The organism is Leifsonia sp. McL0607 (genome assembly GCF_049993355.1).
Taxonomy (GTDB): domain Bacteria; phylum Actinomycetota; class Actinomycetes; order Actinomycetales; family Microbacteriaceae; genus Leifsonia.
In genome coordinates this window covers 270,418-289,426 of the sequence record NZ_CP188253.1, presented here as the reverse complement: position 1 = coordinate 289,426, position 19,009 = coordinate 270,418, and the positions used below count along the sequence as shown (strand labels likewise).

17 protein-coding genes are annotated in these 19,009 nt (G+C 70.6%); 16 read left to right on the top strand and 1 reads right to left on the bottom strand.

What is annotated here, in order from left to right:
• The 15 genes from ACPPVW_RS01380 (at position 1) to ACPPVW_RS01310 (ending at position 16,875) form a co-directional block, all read left to right on the top strand.
• On the top strand, positions 1 to 984 hold the full coding sequence (locus ACPPVW_RS01380; protein ID WP_426624773.1) for a carbohydrate ABC transporter permease: 984 nt from the start codon (positions 1 to 3) through the stop codon (positions 982 to 984).
• Positions 981 to 1,916 (top strand): carbohydrate ABC transporter permease, encoded by a 936-nt coding sequence (locus ACPPVW_RS01375; RefSeq protein WP_426624772.1) that lies wholly within the window; start codon positions 981 to 983, stop codon positions 1,914 to 1,916. The genes ACPPVW_RS01380 and ACPPVW_RS01375 overlap by 4 nt, the downstream gene beginning before the upstream one ends.
• Entirely contained in the window at positions 1,916 to 2,758 is an 843-nt protein-coding gene (locus ACPPVW_RS01370) for a sugar phosphate isomerase/epimerase family protein (RefSeq protein WP_426624771.1), read from the top strand. Before ACPPVW_RS01375 ends, ACPPVW_RS01370 begins: the two co-directional genes overlap by 1 nt.
• Complete coding sequence (locus ACPPVW_RS01365; RefSeq protein WP_426624770.1) at positions 2,755 to 3,900, top strand: Gfo/Idh/MocA family protein; 1,146 nt, start codon at positions 2,755 to 2,757, stop codon at positions 3,898 to 3,900. Before ACPPVW_RS01370 ends, ACPPVW_RS01365 begins: the two co-directional genes overlap by 4 nt.
• Positions 3,897 to 4,760 (top strand): sugar phosphate isomerase/epimerase family protein, encoded by an 864-nt coding sequence (locus ACPPVW_RS01360; RefSeq protein WP_426624769.1) that lies wholly within the window; start codon positions 3,897 to 3,899, stop codon positions 4,758 to 4,760. Before ACPPVW_RS01365 ends, ACPPVW_RS01360 begins: the two co-directional genes overlap by 4 nt.
• A complete protein-coding gene (locus tag ACPPVW_RS01355; RefSeq protein ID WP_426624768.1) occupies positions 4,757 to 6,028 on the top strand; it encodes a mannitol dehydrogenase family protein in 1,272 nt (423 codons plus the stop codon). Before ACPPVW_RS01360 ends, ACPPVW_RS01355 begins: the two co-directional genes overlap by 4 nt.
• Positions 6,025 to 7,272, top strand: coding sequence for a D-mannonate dehydratase ManD (gene manD, locus ACPPVW_RS01350; RefSeq protein ID WP_426624767.1), 1,248 nt, complete (start codon positions 6,025 to 6,027; stop codon positions 7,270 to 7,272). The genes ACPPVW_RS01355 and manD overlap by 4 nt, the downstream gene beginning before the upstream one ends.
• A gap of 104 nt (positions 7,273 to 7,376) precedes the next feature.
• On the top strand, positions 7,377 to 7,877 hold the full coding sequence (locus tag ACPPVW_RS01345) for a gluconokinase (protein WP_426624766.1): 501 nt from the start codon (positions 7,377 to 7,379) through the stop codon (positions 7,875 to 7,877).
• A gap of 166 nt (positions 7,878 to 8,043) precedes the next feature.
• On the top strand, positions 8,044 to 8,658 hold the full coding sequence (locus ACPPVW_RS01340; RefSeq protein ID WP_426624765.1) for a 50S ribosomal protein L25/general stress protein Ctc: 615 nt from the start codon (positions 8,044 to 8,046) through the stop codon (positions 8,656 to 8,658).
• 9 nt (positions 8,659 to 8,667) lie between these two features.
• Positions 8,668 to 9,267, top strand: coding sequence for an aminoacyl-tRNA hydrolase (pth, locus tag ACPPVW_RS01335; RefSeq protein WP_426624764.1), 600 nt, complete (start codon positions 8,668 to 8,670; stop codon positions 9,265 to 9,267).
• Positions 9,268 to 9,635: 368 nt separating this feature from the next.
• Positions 9,636 to 10,340, top strand: coding sequence for an alpha/beta fold hydrolase (locus ACPPVW_RS01330; RefSeq protein ID WP_426624763.1), 705 nt, complete (start codon positions 9,636 to 9,638; stop codon positions 10,338 to 10,340).
• Positions 10,331 to 11,083: a 4'-phosphopantetheinyl transferase family protein gene (locus tag ACPPVW_RS01325; RefSeq protein ID WP_426624762.1), complete on the top strand. Its 753-nt coding sequence runs from the start codon at positions 10,331 to 10,333 to the stop codon at positions 11,081 to 11,083. The genes ACPPVW_RS01330 and ACPPVW_RS01325 overlap by 10 nt, the downstream gene beginning before the upstream one ends.
• 10 nt (positions 11,084 to 11,093) lie before the next feature.
• Positions 11,094 to 14,729, top strand: coding sequence for a transcription-repair coupling factor (mfd, locus tag ACPPVW_RS01320; RefSeq protein WP_426624761.1), 3,636 nt, complete (start codon positions 11,094 to 11,096; stop codon positions 14,727 to 14,729).
• 584 nt (positions 14,730 to 15,313) lie between these two features.
• On the top strand, positions 15,314 to 15,742 hold the full coding sequence (locus tag ACPPVW_RS01315; RefSeq protein WP_426624760.1) for a GntR family transcriptional regulator: 429 nt from the start codon (positions 15,314 to 15,316) through the stop codon (positions 15,740 to 15,742).
• Positions 15,739 to 16,875: a DUF1648 domain-containing protein gene (locus ACPPVW_RS01310; protein WP_426624759.1), complete on the top strand. Its 1,137-nt coding sequence runs from the start codon at positions 15,739 to 15,741 to the stop codon at positions 16,873 to 16,875. Before ACPPVW_RS01315 ends, ACPPVW_RS01310 begins: the two co-directional genes overlap by 4 nt.
• A 42-nt stretch (positions 16,876 to 16,917) precedes the next feature.
• Here ACPPVW_RS01310 and ACPPVW_RS01305 read toward each other — a convergent pair whose 3' ends face one another.
• Positions 16,918 to 18,120: a Na+/H+ antiporter NhaA gene (locus ACPPVW_RS01305; RefSeq protein WP_426624758.1), complete on the bottom strand. Its 1,203-nt coding sequence runs from the start codon at positions 18,118 to 18,120 to the stop codon at positions 16,918 to 16,920.
• Positions 18,121 to 18,243: 123 nt separating this feature from the next.
• Between ACPPVW_RS01305 and ACPPVW_RS01300 the strand changes: the two genes are divergently transcribed.
• The gene (locus tag ACPPVW_RS01300; RefSeq protein WP_426624757.1) at positions 18,244 to 18,903 is read left to right on the top strand and encodes a MazG family protein; all 660 of its coding nucleotides are present in this window, start codon (positions 18,244 to 18,246) and stop codon (positions 18,901 to 18,903) included.
• Positions 18,904 to 19,009 lie beyond the last annotated feature (106 nt).

The window sequence follows — 19,009 nt, the reverse complement described above, 5'->3', positions numbered from 1 at the left end:
ATGCCCAACGCAACGCTGACCCCGCCCTCTGGCGCGGTCGTGACGGGCGGATCGCCCGCGGGGACGAACCCCGCGGGCGGCCGCCCGGCGCGGCGACGCCGCCGATTCGAGCGCAACCGGCCGCTCTGGATGCTGCTACCTGGCGGCATCCTGATGCTCCTCATCATCGTGGTGCCGCTGATCGTGGCCGTGGTGATGTCGACCCTCGACCTCGATCAGTACACGCTGCAGAGCTGGCTGCAGGCCCCGTTCATCGGGCTGGGCAACTACGTCGAGGCGGTGACCGCCTCACCGCTGATGCGCTCGATCGGGATCAGCGTCTCGTTCGCCGTGATCGCGGCGGTGGTGACCATGCCGATCGGCATCGCCGCCGCCCTCGCGACGCAGAACCGGTTCCGCGGTCGGGCGCTGGTGCGTTCGCTCTTCCTCATCCCGTACGTGCTGCCCGCGTTCGTGGTCGGCACGCTGTGGCGCACGATGCTGCAGCCGGGAGGCGTGGTCGACTCGCTGCTCGGCGCCGTCGGCGTCCACAGCGGGCTCTGGCTCAACGGACCGCTCAGCTATTGGTCGCTCATCATCGTCCAGATCTGGACGTCGTGGCCGTTCTTCTACCTGCTCGTGCTCGCCGGCCTCCAGTCGGTCGACCACGAGGTGCATGAGGCCGCCGCGATCGACGGCGCGACCTGGTGGATCAAGCTGCGCTACGTGGTGCTGCCCTATCTGCGCGGGCCGGTGCTGCTCGCGCTGATCATCGCGTTCCTGCACAACATCAACGCCTTCACACTGCCGTTCGTGCTGTTCGGCGTGCCGGCGCCGCAGGACGTGGAGGTCCTGCCGGTGCTCACCTACATGACCAGCTTCCAGAGCTTCCGGTTCGGGCTCAGTGCGGCGATGGCGATCTGTTCGCTCGTGCTCATCGCGATCCCGCTCTTCGTCTATCTCAAGGCCGTGAAGCTCGACTCCGGAGAGGAGGAGCAGCGATGACCACCACCGAGACCCGCGCCCTGCACGCCGTCTCACCGAGCACGGCGGCCCGCGCTCCCCGCGGGCGCCGCGGAACGTCCGACGACATCACCCGGCTGCTGCCGCGCCCGTTGCTGGTCGCGATCATCACCGTGCTGCTGATCGTCGTCCTCGGTCCCGTGCTGTACATGCTGTTCGCGTCGGTCAACTCCGACGTGTCCGTGGCCGCCGGGGCGTTCTTCCCCACCGAGCTGCACCTCGACAACTACATCAAGGTGTGGAGCACGGTCGACCTCGGCACCGGGCTGATGAACAGCGTCATCATCTGCGCCGCCGTCGCGATCGTCTGCGCGTTCCTCGCGGTCGCCACCGCCTACGTGCTCGTGCGATACGAGTTCCGTGGGCGGCTGAGCTTCCTGCGCGGCCTGCTCGGCCTCCAGTCGATCCCGGGCACGCTCATGCTGCTGCCGGTGTTCGTGCTGTTCTCATCGACCGCGTCACTGCTCGGCATCCAGATCATCGGCACGCGCTGGGCGGTGTTCATCACCTATCTGACGTTCGCGCTGCCGTTCTCGACCTGGGTGATGGTCACCTACCTGCGCGGGCTGCCCAAGGCCATGGAGGAGGCCGCCCGTATCGACGGCGCCTCGTCGTGGCGAATCCTCACCCGGATCGTGATGCCGCTGAGCTGGCCGGGGATCGTCGTGTCCGGCATCTTCGCCTTCCTCCTCGGCTGGAACGACGTGCTGTTCGCGTCGGTCCTGACCAACCCCGAGTCGCGCACGGCGGCCGTCGCCCTGCAAATCTTCGGAGCCACTCAGGAGGGTGGAGCGATCCCCCTCTACGGGCAGATGATGGCGGCGTCCCTGATCTGCGCCGTGCCCGTCGTGGTGCTGTACCTCGTTTTCCAGCGCTACCTGATCGGTGGGCTCACCAGTGGAGGAGTGAAGTAGTGACAGAAGTATCGTGGACCCTCTCCGGGTTCGGCGACGAGATCGACGCGGACCCGGCCGTCCAGGTCGCCGTGCTGCAGGCGCTCGGCGCAAGCCACATCGAAGTGCGCAGCGCCTGGGGCGTCAACATCGTCGACCTCGACGACGAGCAGCTCGACCGGCTGGCCGGCATCTTCGCCGAACGCGGGATGCGCGTCTCCGCGATCGCCTCGCCGATCGGCAAGGTCGACGTGGCGCTGCCGGTGCGGCACGAGGTCGACAGGCTCAGCCGGGCGATCGCCGCCGCCAAGCGCCTCGACGCCCCATACATCCGGTTGTTCTCCTTCTACCGAGCTGAGGGGGTGCCCGTCGAGAGCATCCGCGACGACGTCATCGAGCGCATGCGCGCGCTCGTCGCCTCGGCCGAGGAGGCCGGGGTCGTGCTGCTGCACGAGAACGAGAAGGACATCTTCGGCGACACCCCGGAGCGCTGCCTCGACATCGTCGAGTCGGTCGGTTCCCCGGCACTGCGGCTCGCCTGGGACAGCGCCAACTTCGTGCAGGTGGGCGTCGACGCGCCGTTCGACGACGGCTACGCCATGCTGCGCCCCCACCTGGAGTACCTGCAGGTGAAGGACGCGCTGGCCGCGACCTCCGAAGTCACGCCGGCCGGGGAGGGGGACGGCCAGCTGCTGCAGACCCTCACCGCGCTGCGCGACGACGGCTACACCGGCTTCGCGTCGCTCGAACCGCACCTCACCGATGTGAACGCCCTCGGCGGCTTCTCCGGACCGGCGGCGTTCGGCGTCGCCGGCCGCGCCCTCCGCCGCCTGACCGACCGGATCGGAGTCACCCTCGCATGACCGCCATCACTTCCCACCCGCTGCGCGTCGCACTCGTCGGCTGCGGGATCATCGGCCTCAACCACGCCCGTGCCATCCTGAAGCACCCCGACCTCGTGATCACCGCGCTCGTGGACGCCGTTCCCACGGCTGCCACCGCGCTCGGAGACCAGCTGGTCTCCGAGCACGGCGCCGACCGTCCGGCCGAGTTCGCGACGCTCGCGGCTGCGCTGGCCGGAGCCGAGTTCGATGTGGTGGTCGTCTGCACGCCGAGCGGCCTCCACGTCGTCGTCGCCGAGGAGGCTCTCGCCGCGCGCAAGCACGTCGTCATCGAGAAGCCGCTCGACGTCTCCCTCCCGCGGGCGCGCGAGATCCTCGCGCTCTCGCGCCGCGCCGAGCAGGACGGCCTGGTCGTCTCTGTGATCAGCCAGCATCGCTTCGACCCGGCCTCCCGCGTCGTCGCCGAGGCCGCGCACTCGGGAGGCTTCGGGCGCCTGACGAGTGGCATCGGCTCCGTCGCCTGGTGGCGCAGCCAGGAGTACTACGACTCCGGCCAGTGGCGCGGCACCTGGGAGCTCGACGGCGGGGGAGCTGTGATGAACCAGGGCGTCCACACCGTCGACCTCCTGGTCTGGTTCCTCGGCACGCCGGTCGAGATCGACGCGCGCACTGCGCTGCTCGCGCACGAGCGGGTCGAGATCGAGGACGTCGCCGTCGCGACCATCCGCTTCGAGTCGGGCGCGCTCGCCGTGCTGCACGCGACGACCGCCGCGTACCCGGGGCTGTCGGTGCGGCTGCAGGTTCATGGCGACCGGGGTTCGGCGATCATCGACGACGACCAGCTCGAGTACTTCCATTCCGTGGGCGCGACGGCCGAGTCCGACGGCAATCGCGCCGCCGACGTCGTGCCGGCGAGCGAGCTGCGCGGCGGCGACCGCGGGCCGGAGCAGTTCGTCATCGGCCACCTGCGCCAGTACGAGGACATCGTCGACGCCATCCGCGAGCACCGCGCTCCCGGGGTGACCGTCGCCGACGCGTTCCTCTCGCTCGCCGTCGTGCGCGCGGTCTACCTCTCGGCGACCCTCGGCCGGCCCATCCTCCTCGACGACGTGCTCGACGGCTCCCTCGACGACGTCGTCGTCACGACGGGGGTGAACGCGTGAAGTTCTCCGTCTTCACCGCCTCCACCCCCGACTGGACCCCGGAGGAGGCCGTGGGCAACATCGCGGCCCAAGGCTGGGACGGCATCGAGTGGCGCGTCGTCGACCAGGAGCCCGCCGCGGAGCCGGGCTTCTGGGCGGGCAACCGGGCGACCTGGCCGCTCACCGGTCTGGAGGAGTCCCTTCCCGAGATCGCCCGGCTGACCAGGGAGGCCGGGCTGGAGTTCTCCGGAATCGGCGGATACGCGCGCTGCGACGACCACGCGAACGTCGACCGGATGCTCGCGGCGACCGCCGAGCTCGGCGCGCGGCAGGTGCGGGTCACGATGCCGCGCACCGACGCGGGCGACTACCGCGAGCTGTTCGCGGCCGCCCGTCGCGACCTGGAGCGAGCGGCGGCGGTCGCGGCCTCGCTCGGAGTGAAGGCCCTCGTCGAGCTGCACCACGAGACGATCACGGCCTCCGCCTCTGCCGCGTTCCGCCTGCTCGACGGCCTCGACCCCGCAGCCGTCGGCGTCATCCACGACCTCGGCAACCTCGTGATCGAAGGGCAGGAGCGCACCCTCTCCGCCCTCCAGCTGCTCGGGCCGTACCTGGCCCACGTGCACGTCAAGAACGTCGCGTGGCTGCCGGGGGAGCCGGAGGAGGACGGCACGGTGCGCTGGCACCACGACTGGGCGCCGCTGCGCACGGGCGCGGGCGACGTCGACGCCTACTTCCGGGCGCTGCACGAGTTCGGCTATGACGGGTGGGTGACCAGCGAGGACTTCTCGACGGCGGCGCCTCTCGCCGAGCGCACCGCGGACGACCTCGCCTACCTGCGCGCCGTGGAGGCGCGGACCCGCGCAGCGGTGACGGCATGACCTCCCCGCCTCGGTCGGTGCGGCACCCCGTGCGGGTTGCCCACCTGGGCCTCGGGGCGTTCCACCGTGCCCACCAGGCCTGGTTCACCCAACTCGCCGGCGACGGCTCCGGAATCGCCGCCTTCACCGGGCGGAGTGCCGACGCCGCCCGCGTGCTGGCCGCGCAGGACGCCGTCTACACGCTCCTCGAGCGCGGGGCGGAGGGCGACAGCGCCACGCTGATGGAGGCGCTGGGCGAGGTGCACGACGGCGCCGACCTCGATGCCTGGCGGCGGGTGCTCGCCGATCCGGATGTCGGAGTCCTCACGCTCACGGTGACCGAGGCCGGCTACCGGCCAGGCTCGTCCGCCCCGGCGCGCGTGCTCGACGGTCTCCGGGCGCGGCACGCGGCGGCAGCCGGCGGAATCGCGGTCGTCAGCTGCGACAACCTCCCCGACAACGGCCGGGTCATCCGCGACGCGGTGCTGGCGCTCGCAGAGCCGGGATCCGACCTGGAGGCCTGGATCCGCTCCGAGGTGTCGTTCGTCTCCTCGATGGTCGACCGGATCACCCCGGCGACCACCGACTCCGACCGGGAGGCCGTCCGCCGGCTCACCGGCTGGGACGACGCGGCACCGGTCGTGACCGAGCCGTTCGCCGAGTGGGTGCTCGCGGGCGCCTTCCCGGCAGGCCGGCCCGCCTGGGAGGCTGCGGGAGCCCGGTTCGTCGACGACATCGCGCCGTACGAACGCCGCAAGCTCTGGCTCCTCAACGCCGGCCACTCGCTGCTCGCCTACCACGGGCTCGCGGCGGGCCACCAGACCGTGGCCCAGGCCACCGCCGACCCGGCGCTCGCCGCCGAGCTCGAAAGGCTCTGGGGCGAGCAGCGCACCGAGCTGCCGTTCGACGCCGCGACGGCGGACGAAGCGCTGGCCGCCCTCCGCGCCCGCTTCGGCAACGCGCGCATCGAGCACCGGCTCGCCCAGATCGCCACCGACGGCTCGCAGAAGCTCGGCCCGCGCATCCTGGACCCGCTGCGGAGCCGGCTCGCCGCCGGTCGGGAGCCCGGCCGCGCCCAGCTCGGCGTTCTCGCCGCGTGGGCGGGCCACCTCCTCGGGCCGGACGTCCGCGACCCCGGGGCGACCGCGCTCGTCGAGCGGCTGCGGGAGACGGCCACCCCGCGGGGGCGTGCGATCGCCGTCCTCGAGGCGCTCGCCCCCGACCTCACCGACCTGACCGACCCCCTCGCCGAGCGGATCGCCGCCCGGCAGCAAGGAGCACACGCATGAGAATCACCGCAGCCGACGTCCTCGTCTCGAGCCCGGGCCGCAACTTCGTCACCCTGCGCATCACGACGGACGACGGCGTCACCGGCCTCGGCGACGCCACGCTCAACGGTCGCGAGCTCGCCGTCGCCGCCTACCTGAGCGAGCACGTCGTCCCGCTCCTGATCGGGCGGGACGCGCACGCGATCGAGGACACCTGGCAGTACCTCTACAGGGGCGCCTACTGGCGCCGCGGCCCGGTCACGATGGCCTCCATCGCCGCCGTCGACACCGCGCTCTGGGACATCAAGGCCAAGGTGGCGGGGCTCCCGCTCTACCAGCTGCTGGGCGGGCGCAGCCGCGTCGGCACGCTCTGCTACGGGCACGCCTCCGGCGCCGAGCTGCCCGAGCTGTTCGACTCGATCCGGGCGCACCTCGAGCAGGGCTACCGTGCCATCCGCATCCAGACCGGAGTGCCTGGCCTGTCGTCGGTGTACGGCGTCGCCTCGTCGGCGAACGCGGCAGCGGGCGCGGGAGGCACGACCTCCCGGTACGACCACGAGCCCGCGCGCCGCAGCGCGGTGCCGGTGGAGGAGCAATGGGACACCCGGGCGTACCTCCGCCACATCCCGGGCGTCTTCGAGGCCGTGCGCAACGAGTTCGGCCCGGAACTGCCGCTGCTGCACGACGCCCACCACCGGCTCACGCCGATCCAGGCCGCCAAGCTCGGCAAGTCGCTCGAACCATACGACCTGTTCTGGCTGGAGGACGTCACCCCGGCCGAGAACCAGGCGGTGCTGCGCCGCGTGCGCGAGCACACGACCACGCCGCTCGCGATCGGCGAGGTGTTCAACACGATCTGGGACTACCGCGAGCTCTTCGAGGAGCAGCTGATCGACTACGTGCGCTCCCCCGTCACGCACGCCGGCGGAATCACCGGCCTCCGGCGCATCTTCGACTACGCGTCCGTCTACCAGATCAAGTCGGGCGTGCACGGGCCGACCGACGTGTCGCCGGTGGGCCTGGCGGCTGCGGTGCACTTGGGCGTCGCGATCCCGAACTTCGGCATCCAGGAGTACATGAAGCACAGCGCAGACACCGACGAGGTGTTCCAGCCCACGTACTCCTTCGACGACGGCATGCTCGTGCCGGGCGAGACGCCCGGCCTCGGCGTCGACTACGACGAGGTCGTCGCCGGCTCCTTCCCGTACCAGGCCGCCTACCTCCCCGTGAACCGCCTCCTCGACGGCTCCATGCACGACTGGTGAGCAACTGCCGAGTGGGCGGAAAGCAGGGCCGTGAATCGATTCGGACCGTGCTTCCGTCTGCTCGGTGGTTGGAGAATGGGCGGAGACGAGCGAGAGGAGTGCGCGTGGGCGTGCGGGTCGTGGTGATGGGCGTGTCGGGATCCGGCAAATCGACGATCGGGAGGCTCGTGGCCGACCGGCTCGACGCCGCCTTCGTCGACGCGGACGACCTCCACCCCGCCGTCAACGTCGCCAAGATGACGGCGGGCATTCCGCTCACCGACGCCGACCGCGAGCCCTGGCTGCGGGCGGTCGGGCGCGCCCTCGCCGACGGGGGCGACGCCGGCACGATCATGGCGTGCTCCGCGCTCAAGCGCTCGTACCGCGACCTGATCCGCCGCGAGGCCCCCGGTACCGTCTTCGCCGAGCTCGACGGCACGCGCGAGCTCCTGGAGGAGCGGATGATCCGGCCGGGCCACTTCATGCCGTCCTCCCTGCTCGACTCCCAACTCGCGACGCTGGAGCCCCTGCAGCCCGACGAGGCCGGTCTCCGCCTCGACATCGCCGAACCGCCCGCCGAGCTCGCCGCCGCGATCGTGGACCGCGCCGTCGGTCGCGTCGGGTAGACTGGGCCACTGAACTTCGGCGAGGGATGCGCCACGCATCCGTTATCGACGCGGTGGAGCAGGCTACGCAGTCTTTCCTCGCGCACTTCGATGCGCTCGAGTCGACACCCCAACACTGCGAGCCGACGGCTCGCCCGAAAGCCGGCATCGCCGGCAAGGAGACATCATGGCTGACGAGTCCAACAAGGTCGTCGCGGAGGTCCGCGACAGTTTCGGCAAGGGCGCTGCCCGCAAGATCCGCGCCAAGGGCAAGATCCCCGCGGTCATCTACGGCCACGGCACCGACCCCATCCACGTCACCGTCCCGGCGCACCAGGTCGGCCTGCTGCTCCGCAAGGCGAACGCGGTTCTCGATCTCGACATCGACGGCACGAGCCAGCTCACCCTGGTGAAGGACGTCCAGAAGGACCCGGTGCTCCAGATCATCGAGCATCTCGATCTCATCGTGATCCGTCGTGGCGAGAAGGTCCAGGTCGAGGTGCCCGTGCACGTCGAGGGCGAGTCGTTCTCCGGAACCATCGCAGTGCTCGACATCCCGACCATCAAGCTCGAGGTCGAGGCCACCCACATCCCCGAGCGCATCGTCATCGACGTCACCGACGCCGAGGAGGGCACGCAGTACCACGCCAAGGACTTCACGCTGCCGGCCGGTGCTGTGCTCGCCGAGGATGAGGACCTCCTGATCCTCAACATCGTCGTGCCCGCCGCCGCGCGTGCCGACGAAGAGGTGGCCGCCGAGGCGGCCGCCGCCGCGGGCGCTGCCGAAGAGTCCGCGGAGTAATCACCCCCGATGGCCGATCCTCTGCAGCAGGAGGACCCTTGGCTCGTGGTCGGGCTCGGGAATCCCGGGCCCGGCTACGCCGCCACGCGTCACAACGTGGGCCAGATGGTGCTCGACGAGCTCGCCTCGCGCGGCCGTCTCACCTTCAAGACCCACAAGACGAACGCCACGGTCGCCGAGGGGCGTCTCGCTCCCGGCGGGCCGCGGTTCGTGCTGGCGAAGCCCAACACCTTCATGAACGTGTCGGGAGGCCCGGTATCGCAGTTGCTCCGGTTCTACTCGCTCGACCCGTCGCAGCTGATCGTCGTGCATGACGAACTGGACATCCCCTTCGACACCCTCAAACTCAAGTTCGGTGGAGGCCACGGCGGCCATAACGGCGTGCGCGACGTCATCGCCGCGACCGGCACCGGCGACTTCACTCGGGTGCGCGTCGGCGTCGGCAGGCCTCCCGGTTCGCGCGGCGCGGCCGACCACGTTCTCGCCGGCTTCAGTTCGGCGGAGCGCAAGGCCCTGCCGATCCTGGTGGCGGACGCCGCCGATGCGGTCGAGCAGATCGCGACCGACGGCATGACAGCCGCGCAGAACAGGTTCCACACGGAACGCTGAACCGCCGAGGGGCACGCACGCCCTCATCCGGCCCGGCGGTTCTCGGGGCGTTCACGTGTGCTTCGACGCTTCCCGGATGATGGTGCGAACCCCGCGTCCGGCTCGAGGGTGAGATAGGAGGTGTTGAACCCGGCGGAGTCGGCGGAGCGCCGAAGCACTGCCGCGAAGGGCGGTGACGCACCGGCCGACGCGGCGCTTGTCGCGATGCCGAGTCCGGCCTGGGGAAGGAGCAAGTCCGGCGCGGACTCCCCCCGGTGAGCGGCATGGTGCTCGGTGCCGACTCTCCCCGGCGTCTCACGCCGGACGTTCAGCCAGCGCGTAGCCGGCGTACTGCACCGGCCCAGGACGACACGATACCGTCACGGTTCATGAAGTTGTTCACGCGCGAGTGGGGCGCCGGCGATCGCTACGCGGTCCTCGTCCACGGTGTGATGTCCGATTCGCGCAACTGGCGTCGGGTGGGTCCGGTCCTAGCGGAGCGCGGTTACCACGTGGTCGCCGTCGACCTCCGGGGTCACGGCCACAGCGCGCGTACCGACGAGTACACCGCCGAGCTGATGGCGGAGGACATCGTCGACACCGTCCCGTACGCTCCCGAATTGGTGATGGGGCACTCGCTGGGCGGCCTGACGTTGAGCCTCGCCGTCGAACGGCTGCACCCCGAGCGCGCGGTCTACGTCGATCCGGCGTTCTCGTGCCCAGCGGCCAACTGGTTCCAACTCATGCTCGCGCCCGCGTTCCTCAAGACCCTGGCCCGGCAGTCCGCTGTGCGGATCGCCAGGCGCAACCCGCGCTGGGATCCGGCCGATGTGGCGATCGAGGTCGAGACCTTCAAATCCTTCGATCGCGCGGCGATCCCGGCCGTTCTCGCCCCGACCGTCATGCGGGCTCCGGAGCGCATGGCCGTCCCGTCGCTGGTGATGCTGGCCGACAACTCCCACCTGGTGAAGCCGCAGGTGGCCGAGCGGCTGCGCGCCGCCGGCTTCGATGTCCGCGTGGTCGCCGGCAGCGGTCACGTCATCAACCGCGACGACCACGACGGCTTCATGCAGGCGTTGGAGGGATGGATCTGAACGCCGTCGTCGTCGCGAAGACGAGGGAGGTCCTCGCCCTGCTGCCGTCCGGTCCACTCGGCAGGGCGGCGGAGGCGCGCCGGCGCGCACTGCGGTCGCAGGCCGACCGGGACGACTTCCTGGCCGCCCGCCTACTCGCCGTCCGCGTCCTCCGGGAGGCGGGGGCCGGTGACATCGCACCGGCTGCACTGCACCAGCGCTGCGAGGTCTGCGGAGGGGGGCACGGCCGCCCGCTTCCGGTGTCGGGGCTCCAGGTGAGCTGGTCGCACTCGCGCGGCTGGGTGGCCGCGGGTGCCTCGCACGCACCGCTCGGCGTGGACGTCGAGGTGTTCGCGGACGCCGTCGTCAGTGGCGAGGGCCTCCCGCACGACGCCTTGACGCCGTCGGAGCGTGCGCTCGTGGCGGCAGCGACCGACCCCGGGCGTGCCTTCCGGTTGGCCTGGACGGCGAAGGAGGCCTGTGTGAAGGCGGGCGCGGCGCGGCTTGACGGCGCTCTGCAGCTCGACGGCGCTCTGCAGCTCGACGGCGCTCTGCAGCTCGACAGGTTCGGGGAGTTCGACGTGCTCGCCGGAGCGGACCGGCTGATCCCGTCGTTCGGCTCCCTGCTGCTGAGTTCTCGCGGGTTCCGGGGCGCGACCGCGGCGGCCGCCTCCGCGGCGCCGGTCTCCTGGCACACTCTCGGCGCAGGCGGGGAGCTCGTCCCGCTTCCCGGCGCCGGTCGAGCTGTCGGAACCCCCGCGTAGACTTTCCCGAGTGATACTGCAGGGCTTGATCGCGGCGCTCGAGCGCGCCTCCACGTTCTCCGACGCACTGGCCTATGCGGGGCGCGATGCCGACTTCTCGCTGACCGACGGGCTGCGCGTCCCCCTTCTCGCGGGTCTGGTCGGCAGGCGTGGCGCAGCCGGCGCTTCGCAGGCGGTCCTGGTCATCACGGCGACCGGCCGGGAATCGGAGTCGGTGCGCGCTGCGCTGCCGGGCGTTCTCCCCGACGCCGAGATCGTCGAGTTCCCGGCGTGGGAGACGCTGCCGCACGAGCGGCTGAGCCCGAGCCCGGAGATCGTAGGCAAGCGCCTCATCGCCCTGCGCCGACTGGCAGACTGGTCCGCCGCGCGGGAGGCGGGGGAGGTCGTGCACCCGTTCGTCCTGGTCGCGTCCGTCCGCGCGGCCCTGCAGCCGCTCGCCGACAACCTCACCGACTATGCGACGGTCGAGCTGGCCGCGGCAGGCCGCGGGTTCGACCTCGGCGGGCTCGCCCTCCAACTTGTCGATTTGGCGTACGCGCGCGTCGACATGGTGACCCGACGCGGCGAGTTCGCGGTGCGCGGCGGCATCCTCGACGTCTTCCCGCCGACCGCCGAGCACCCGTACCGCGTGGACTTCTTCGGAGACGAGGTCGAGCAGATCCGCGCGTTCTCGGTCGCCGACCAGCGCTCGCTGCCCGAGCCGATCCCCGCGGTGTCGTTGCCGCCGAGCCGGGAGATGCTGCTCAGCGAGCCGGTGCGGCAGCGTGCCCGAGAGATGGAGCACGAGTTCCCCAGCCTGTCGGCGATGCTCGCCAAGATCGGCGAGGGCATCCCGGTGGAGGGCATGGAGTCACTCGCCCCCGCGCTCGTGGACCGGCTCGTGCCCCTCACGCACTACCTCCCCGACGGCGCCGCAGTCGCCGTGCTCTCGCCCGAGCGGGTCGCCTCCCGTGCGGTGAGCCTCGCCGAGACCAATCGCGAGTTCCTCTCGGCGGCCTGGAGCGCCGCTACCGTCGGCGCCGCGGCGCCGATCGATCTCGCCGCCGGCGACTTCCTCACGCTTCAGCGACTGCGCGACTCGGTGAAGTTCAGCCGGCCGGGGCAGCAGAACCCCGAGCACCCGTGGTGGACGTTCTCCGGCTTCCAGGCCGACGCGGTAGACGAGGTGCCGCTCGAGCGTGAGGTGGAGGAGTACCTCCAAGTGCGCGTCGCGGCGGAGGCGGTGCCCAGCTTCCAGGGCAATGTGACCGGCGCCGTCGAGCACGTGGCCCAGCGCCTCCGCGACGGCTGGCGGGTCGCCATCGTCGCCGAGGGCGCCGGCCTGGTCGAGCGCGCTGCCCAAGTGCTCGCCGACGCCGAGCTTTCTGCGCGACCGGTGGATGCCTTCCCCGAGAACCCGGAGCCCGGCGTGGCCTACCTGTTGCAGGCGAACGTCGAGCACGGCTTCGAGATGTCGGACGAGAAGCTGGCGCTGTTCGGCGAGAGCGAGTTCTACGGCCGCTCGGTCGGCTACGAGTCGCGGCAGGTCAAGAAGCTCGCCACCCGGCGAAAGAACGTCGTCGACCCACTGGCGCTGAAGCCCGGAGACTACGTCGTGCACGAGACGCACGGCATCGGAAAGTTCATCGAGCTGACGCAGCGCGAGGTGTCGAGCGGCGGCCGGAACGCCGTCAAGTCGAAGCGCGAATACCTCGTGCTCGAGTATGCGCCCTCCAAGCGCGGCTACCCCGGCGACAAGCTGTACGTGCCGACCGATCAGCTCGACCTCCTGACCCGGTATGTCGGCGGCGAGGCCCCGCAGCTGTCCAAGATGGGCGGCAGCGACTGGTCGGCCGCCAAGGGCCGCGCACGGCGGGCGGTACGCGACATCGCCGTCGAGCTCGTCAAGCTGTACTCGGCGCGCATGGCCAGCAAGGGTCACTCCTTCGGGCCCGACACCCCGTGGCAGCGCGAGCTCGAGGAGGCCTTCCCGTTCGCCGAGACGCACGACCAGCTGCAGACGATCGACGAGGTGAAGGCCGACATGGAGCGGCCCATCCCGATGGACCGCCTCATCTCGGGCGACGTCGGATTCGGCAAGACAGAGATCGCCGTTCGCGCGGCGTTCAAGGCCATCCAAGATGGCAAGCAGGTCGCGATGCTCGTGCCGACGACACTGCTGGTCAGGCAGCATGCCGAGACGTTCCTCGAGCGCTTCGCCGGCTTCCCCATCCACCTGCGGGAACTGAGCCGGTTCCAGTCCGACAAGGAGGCCAGGGAGACCCTGCGGGGGATGGCCGACGGCACCGTCGACATCGTGATCGGAACGCACCGCATCCTCGCCGACGGGGTGACGTTCAAAGACCTCGGACTCGTCATCGTCGACGAGGAGCAGCGATTCGGCGTGGAGCACAAGGACGCGCTGAAGAAGCTGAAGACCAACGTCGACATCCTGGCGATGAGCGCGACACCGATCCCGCGCACGCTCGAGATGGCGGTCACCGGCATCCGCGAGATGTCCACGCTCGCCACCCCGCCGGAGGACCGGCACCCGATCCTGACGTTCGTCGGGCCGTACTCCGAGCGTCAAGTCGCCGCCGCCATCCGGCGCGAGTTGCTGCGGGAGGGCCAGGTGTTCTTCGTGCACAACCGCGTCGGCTCCATCTCCGCGACCGCTGCCAAGTTGGCCGAACTCGTCCCGGAGGCGCGCATCGCAGTGGCGCACGGCCGCATGAACGAGCACGCGCTCGAGCAGGTCGTGGTCGATTTCTGGGAGCGCAGGTTCGACGTGCTCGTCTCGACGACGATCATCGAGACCGGCCTGGACATCTCCAATGCGAACACGATCATCATCGATCGCGCCGACAAGTACGGCCTGAGCCAGTTGCACCAGCTTCGCGGCCGCGTCGGCCGCGGGCGCGAGCGGGCGTACGCGTACTTCCTGTGGGACGAGGACAAGCCGCTGAGCGAGACGGCTCACGACCGGTTGTCGACCATCGCGGCCAACAACGACCTCGGCAGCGGCATGCAGGTCGCGCTCAAAGACCTCGAGATCCGCGGCGCGGGCAACCTTCTCGGTGGGGAGCAGTCCGGTCACATCGCGGGCGTGGGCTTCGACTTGTACCTGCGGATGATCGGGGAGGCCGTGTCGACCTTCCGCGGCGAGGTCGCCGAGGGTCAGACCGAGCTGCGCCTGGAGCTGCCCGTCGATGCCCACATCCCGGAGGAGTACGTCGACAGCGAGCGGCTACGGCTGGAGGCCTATCAGAAGCTGTCGACCGCGAGCGCGCCGGCGGCGAAGGACGGCCAGATCGACCTGGTGCTGGAGGAGCTGACCGACCGCTACGGCGAGCCTCCCGAGCCGGTCGTGAACCTGATCGCCGTCTCGCGGCTGCGCCGGGCGGCGCAGCGGGCGGGGCTCGGGGAGGTCGTCGCGATGGGGTCGAACCTCCGTCTCGCCCCCGCACAGCTCCCGGACTCGCTGCAGGTGCGCCTCCAGCGCATGTACCCGGGGTCGAAGTACCACGTCGCGCCCAAGGTGGCGACGGTCCCGCTCCCGCGTGTGAACGGCGAGGCGCCCGACGACGCAGCCCTGATCGAGTGGGTCGCGACCCTGCTCGGCGCCCTCTTCCCGGCCCCCGAACCCGCCTCCGAGCCGGCCGCCTGACGCCCTGCCCGCAACTCCGGAGATCCCGGGCGTCCCGCCCCAAGTCTCCGTAGTAACGCCCCATTTGCTCTTCTTGGCCGCTGATCTCCGGAGTTGCCGACACGGCTGGCACGTCCGGAGTTTCTGGCGACGCGCCGTCCGGGTGTCCGTTCGAACGGAGTTCGCGGCTGTTCCGGCCCGGGCCTCCGGAGTTGCCGACACGGCTGGCAACTCCGGAGGTCTCTGGCGACGCGCCGTGCGGGTGTCGGTTCGAACGGAGTTCGCGGCCGTTCCGGCCCGGGCCTCCGGAGTTGCCGACACGGCTGGCACGTCCGGAGTTTCTGGCGACGCGCCGTCCGGGTGTCGGTTCGAACGGAGTTCGCGGCCGTTCCGGCCCGGGCCTCCGGAGTTGCCGACACGGCTGGCAACTCCGGAGGTCTCTGGCGACGCGCCGTCCGGGTGTCGGTTCGAACGGAGTTCGCGGCCGTTCCGGCCCGGGCCTCCGGAGTTGCGGCCATTGTGGTGGCGTCGCTCGCCGCTTTCCGGAGTTACACGGCGGGACTGTATTAGCTGTACTATAGGTACCGACACAGAAAGGAGGGGTCGTGCGCATCGAGATCGATCCGACGGCGGAGACGCCGCTCTACCAGCAGCTCCACGATCGCGTCATCGACGCCGTCGCGCGCGGCGAACTGCGCGCCGGCGACGCCCTCCTCTCCGTACGCCAGGTCGCTGTGCGGTTCGGGATCAACGTCGCGACGGTCGTCAAGGCGTACGACGCCCTCCGCCAGGAGGGGATCGTTCGCACGAGCAGACGCTCGGGCTCCGTCATCGCGCGCGATCCGGAGAGCGGGCCTCCCGACGAGCAGTTCCTCGCGGGGTGGCACGAGCGGCTCGCCGCCGTGATCGCCGAGGGCATTGCCCACGGAGTGCCGCGAGCCGAGCTGGAGGCCCGCACCGCGAGCATCGTGACGGCGTTCGCGGAGGCCCGTGCGGAGAACCCGCCGCGGGAGCAGAAAGGAAACACCCCATGACCGCCGTACTGGTGAGCACGCTCGCCGTCGCGACGCTGATCGCCGCGATCCTCCTGATGCTGCCGGCGATGAGCCGCGCAACCCTCCCGCTGGGAGTGCTGGTGCCGCGCAGCCGCGCTGCCGATCCCGTGGTGGTGACGGCCGTCCGGCGCTTCCGCATCGGCGTGGTCGTCTCCTACGTCGTCGCGCTCGTCGTCGCCGCCTTCGTCGCAGGCCTCGGTCCCGCAGCGCCGCCGCTGGCTGCGACTCTCGTCCTGCTCGTCGGCTCGGTCGTCGGGTACCTCCTCTGCCGTCGGAGCATCCAGGCCGCCAACCGTGCGGGTGGCTGGCTCGACGACGTGCCGGTGCGCATCTCGGGAACCGTGACTCCGGACCCCGCTGCCCGGTCGCGGCCCGCGTTCGGCTGGTTCGCGGCGGCATTCGTGGTGTTGGCAACGGCCGCTGCCGTCGGGGTCGCGCTGTACGACAGCCTCCCCGCGACCATCGCCGTGCACTGGAATGCGAGCGGACAGGCCGATCGATTCGCCGAGAAGTCGTTCTTCTCGGTGTTCGGGCCGATCCTGATCGGCGTCGCGGTGCTCGCGCTGATCGTCGGCATCGCGTTCGTCGTCCGAAGCGTGCCGTGGCGGCGAGCGGGGGACCGGCCGGAGGTCGGTGAGCGGATCGCTGCCCTGCAGGCGCACCTGACGCAGTCCCTGCTCGGCTGGACGGCGTTCGTGGTGGCTGCCGCGATCTCCGTGCTCTCGGGGCTCGGCTGGCTGCATGCCGAATCGAGCGAGCCGAGCGCCGGGATCGCCGTCGTCACGGTGGGGCTGATCGTCGTGATCTTCGTAGTGATCGCGGCCTACGCCGTGCGGCTGGTGAGCGGTACGCGTGCGATCCGCGCCGGTGTCGAGGTCCCGGCCGGTAGCGTTGCGGCCACGAGCCGCGACACGATCGACCCGCGCGACGACGACCGGCACTGGAAGGGCGGCTTGATCTACGTCAACGCCGGCGATCCTGCCCTTTTCGTGCCGAAGCGGTTCGGGGTCGGTGTGACTCTCAACCTCGGCCACCCGGGAGGCATCGCGATCGCGGTGGTCACCCTGCTGCTCATCGTGGCGGCTCTGACGCTGCCTGTTCTGCTGCGCTGACGCCGGCGCACATTCGTCACGAATGTCGCGCGTCGGGATTCGTCACGAATGGTGCGTTTCGCTCGCACTGTCCGGCGATTCGGTCCTGATCTGCGCGCCTGCCGGACGGGGGTGCAGCCTCCGGTTGCGGCGAGCGAGCACCGTGACGAGCACGCCGCTCAGCACGATCGACACTGCGGATCCCAGCAGGACCGCGATCGTCCCCTCCGCCCGAATGGTCGCCGATCCGGCGAACGCCAACTCGTTCATCAACAGCGACACCGTGAAGCCGATGCCGCCGAGCGACGCGATCGTCACGAGCGCGAACAGCGGGATGCGGCCGCGCTCCTGCCGCGGACGGGTGAACGACCCCAGCCACCCGCCCAGCGTGATCCCTACGAGCTTGCCCACCGGGAGCGCGACCAGAATGCCCCAGAACGCGGGTGACAGCTCGGACGGCGACACCGCGGGGATGACGACGAGCGCGGCGGAGAAGGCGAACAGCGGCAGGATGAATCCGTTCGACCACGGCTCGAGCGCATGCGTCACGCGACCGGCGGGCCGCCGCGCCATGACCAGGCCGAGCGCCACGCCCGCGATCGTCGCGTGCACGCCCGAGTCGTAGACCAGCCACCAGGTCAGCGCCGCGAGGAGCACCATCAAGATGCCGATCGGCCAGCGCAGCCTCCCGCGTAGCAGCCGGCTGAGGAGGCCGAAAGCCACGACGGCGACGGCCGCCGCCGCGAGCTCTACCAGGTTGGGGTCGGTCGTGAAGAACACCGCGATGATGAGGATGGCGACGAGATCGTCGAGTACCGCGAGCGCCAGCAGGAACACCCGCAGGCGGTTCGGAAGCCCGCGTCCGAAGATGGCGAGAACGCCGAGTGCGAAGGCGATGTCGGTCGCGGTGGGGATGGGCCAGCCGTCCGGGAGGCCGGAGCCGCCGGCGATCGCCAGGTAGAGCAGCGCGGGGACGAGAACGCCGCAGGCCGCCGCGATCGCGGGGTGGATCGCCTTGGCGAACGAGTTGAGCTCGCCGGCGACGAGCTCGTGCTTGAGCTCGACCGCGACGATGAAGAAGAACACCGCAAGCAGCCCGTCGCTGATCCAGTGCCCGACGCTCAGGTCGACCGCTCCGCCACCGACGTGCGTGTGCTGCAACTCGAGCAGCGCGGGACCGACGGTGGTGTTCGCCAGCAGGAGGCCGAGGGCGGCGGCGCCCAGCAGGAGGCCGGCGGCGGTGCGTTCGGAACGGATGATGCTCATCGGGTGGCCTCTCGTGCAGGGTCGGGAACGACATTCGCCGACCAGACTTCCCGGCACACCAGTCGCCCAGTGTAGCGGCCGGGGCAGTGAGAGGATAAATGTATCCGACGGGAGGAGCATGCCATGACCGATGCGGCGCCCACCAGACTCGACGAGCTCGTCGCCGTGATGGCCCGACTCCGCGCACCGGGCGGTTGCCCGTGGGACGCAGACCAGACGCACGAGTCGCTCGTGCAGTACCTGATCGAGGAGTCGTACGAGCTCATCGACGCGATCGAGACGGGCGACCGCGACGCGATGCTGGAGGAGCTCGGCGATGTGCTCTACCAGGTGCTGTTCCACGCGGACATCGCCGCCCACACGCCGGGGGAGGACTTCGACATCCAGGATGTCGCCGAGCAGATGACCCGCAAGATGGTCGGCCGGCACCCGCACGTCTTCGGCGGCGATCGCACGGCGGAGACGGCCGAGGATGTGGTGGGATTCTGGGACGACCTCAAGAAGGCCGAGAAGCCGGGGCGCACGAGCGTGCTGGACGGCATCCCGCAGGCGATGCCCTCCCTCGCACTGGCGGACAAGCTCCTCGGCCGGGCCGAGAAAGTCGGCCTGCTCGATCTGAGCGAGTCTGGCGGCGTGCAGGTGTCGGGCGAGGACGAGTTGGGACCGCTGCTGCTGGCGATCGTCGCGTCGGCGAAAGCGCAGGGTCTCGACGCCGAGCGCGCCCTCCGGTCGACCCTGCGGGAGCTGCAAGAGGAGATCCGTGAGCAGGAAGCATCCGTTTAGGTCAGAGATTGCCTAATGTGTCACGTCGGCACGCTTCCCATCTCATGCCTCGCACCCGCATGACGAGAGCCTGCCTGAAATCGCGCGCCCCGGCTGCCGCCGGTCG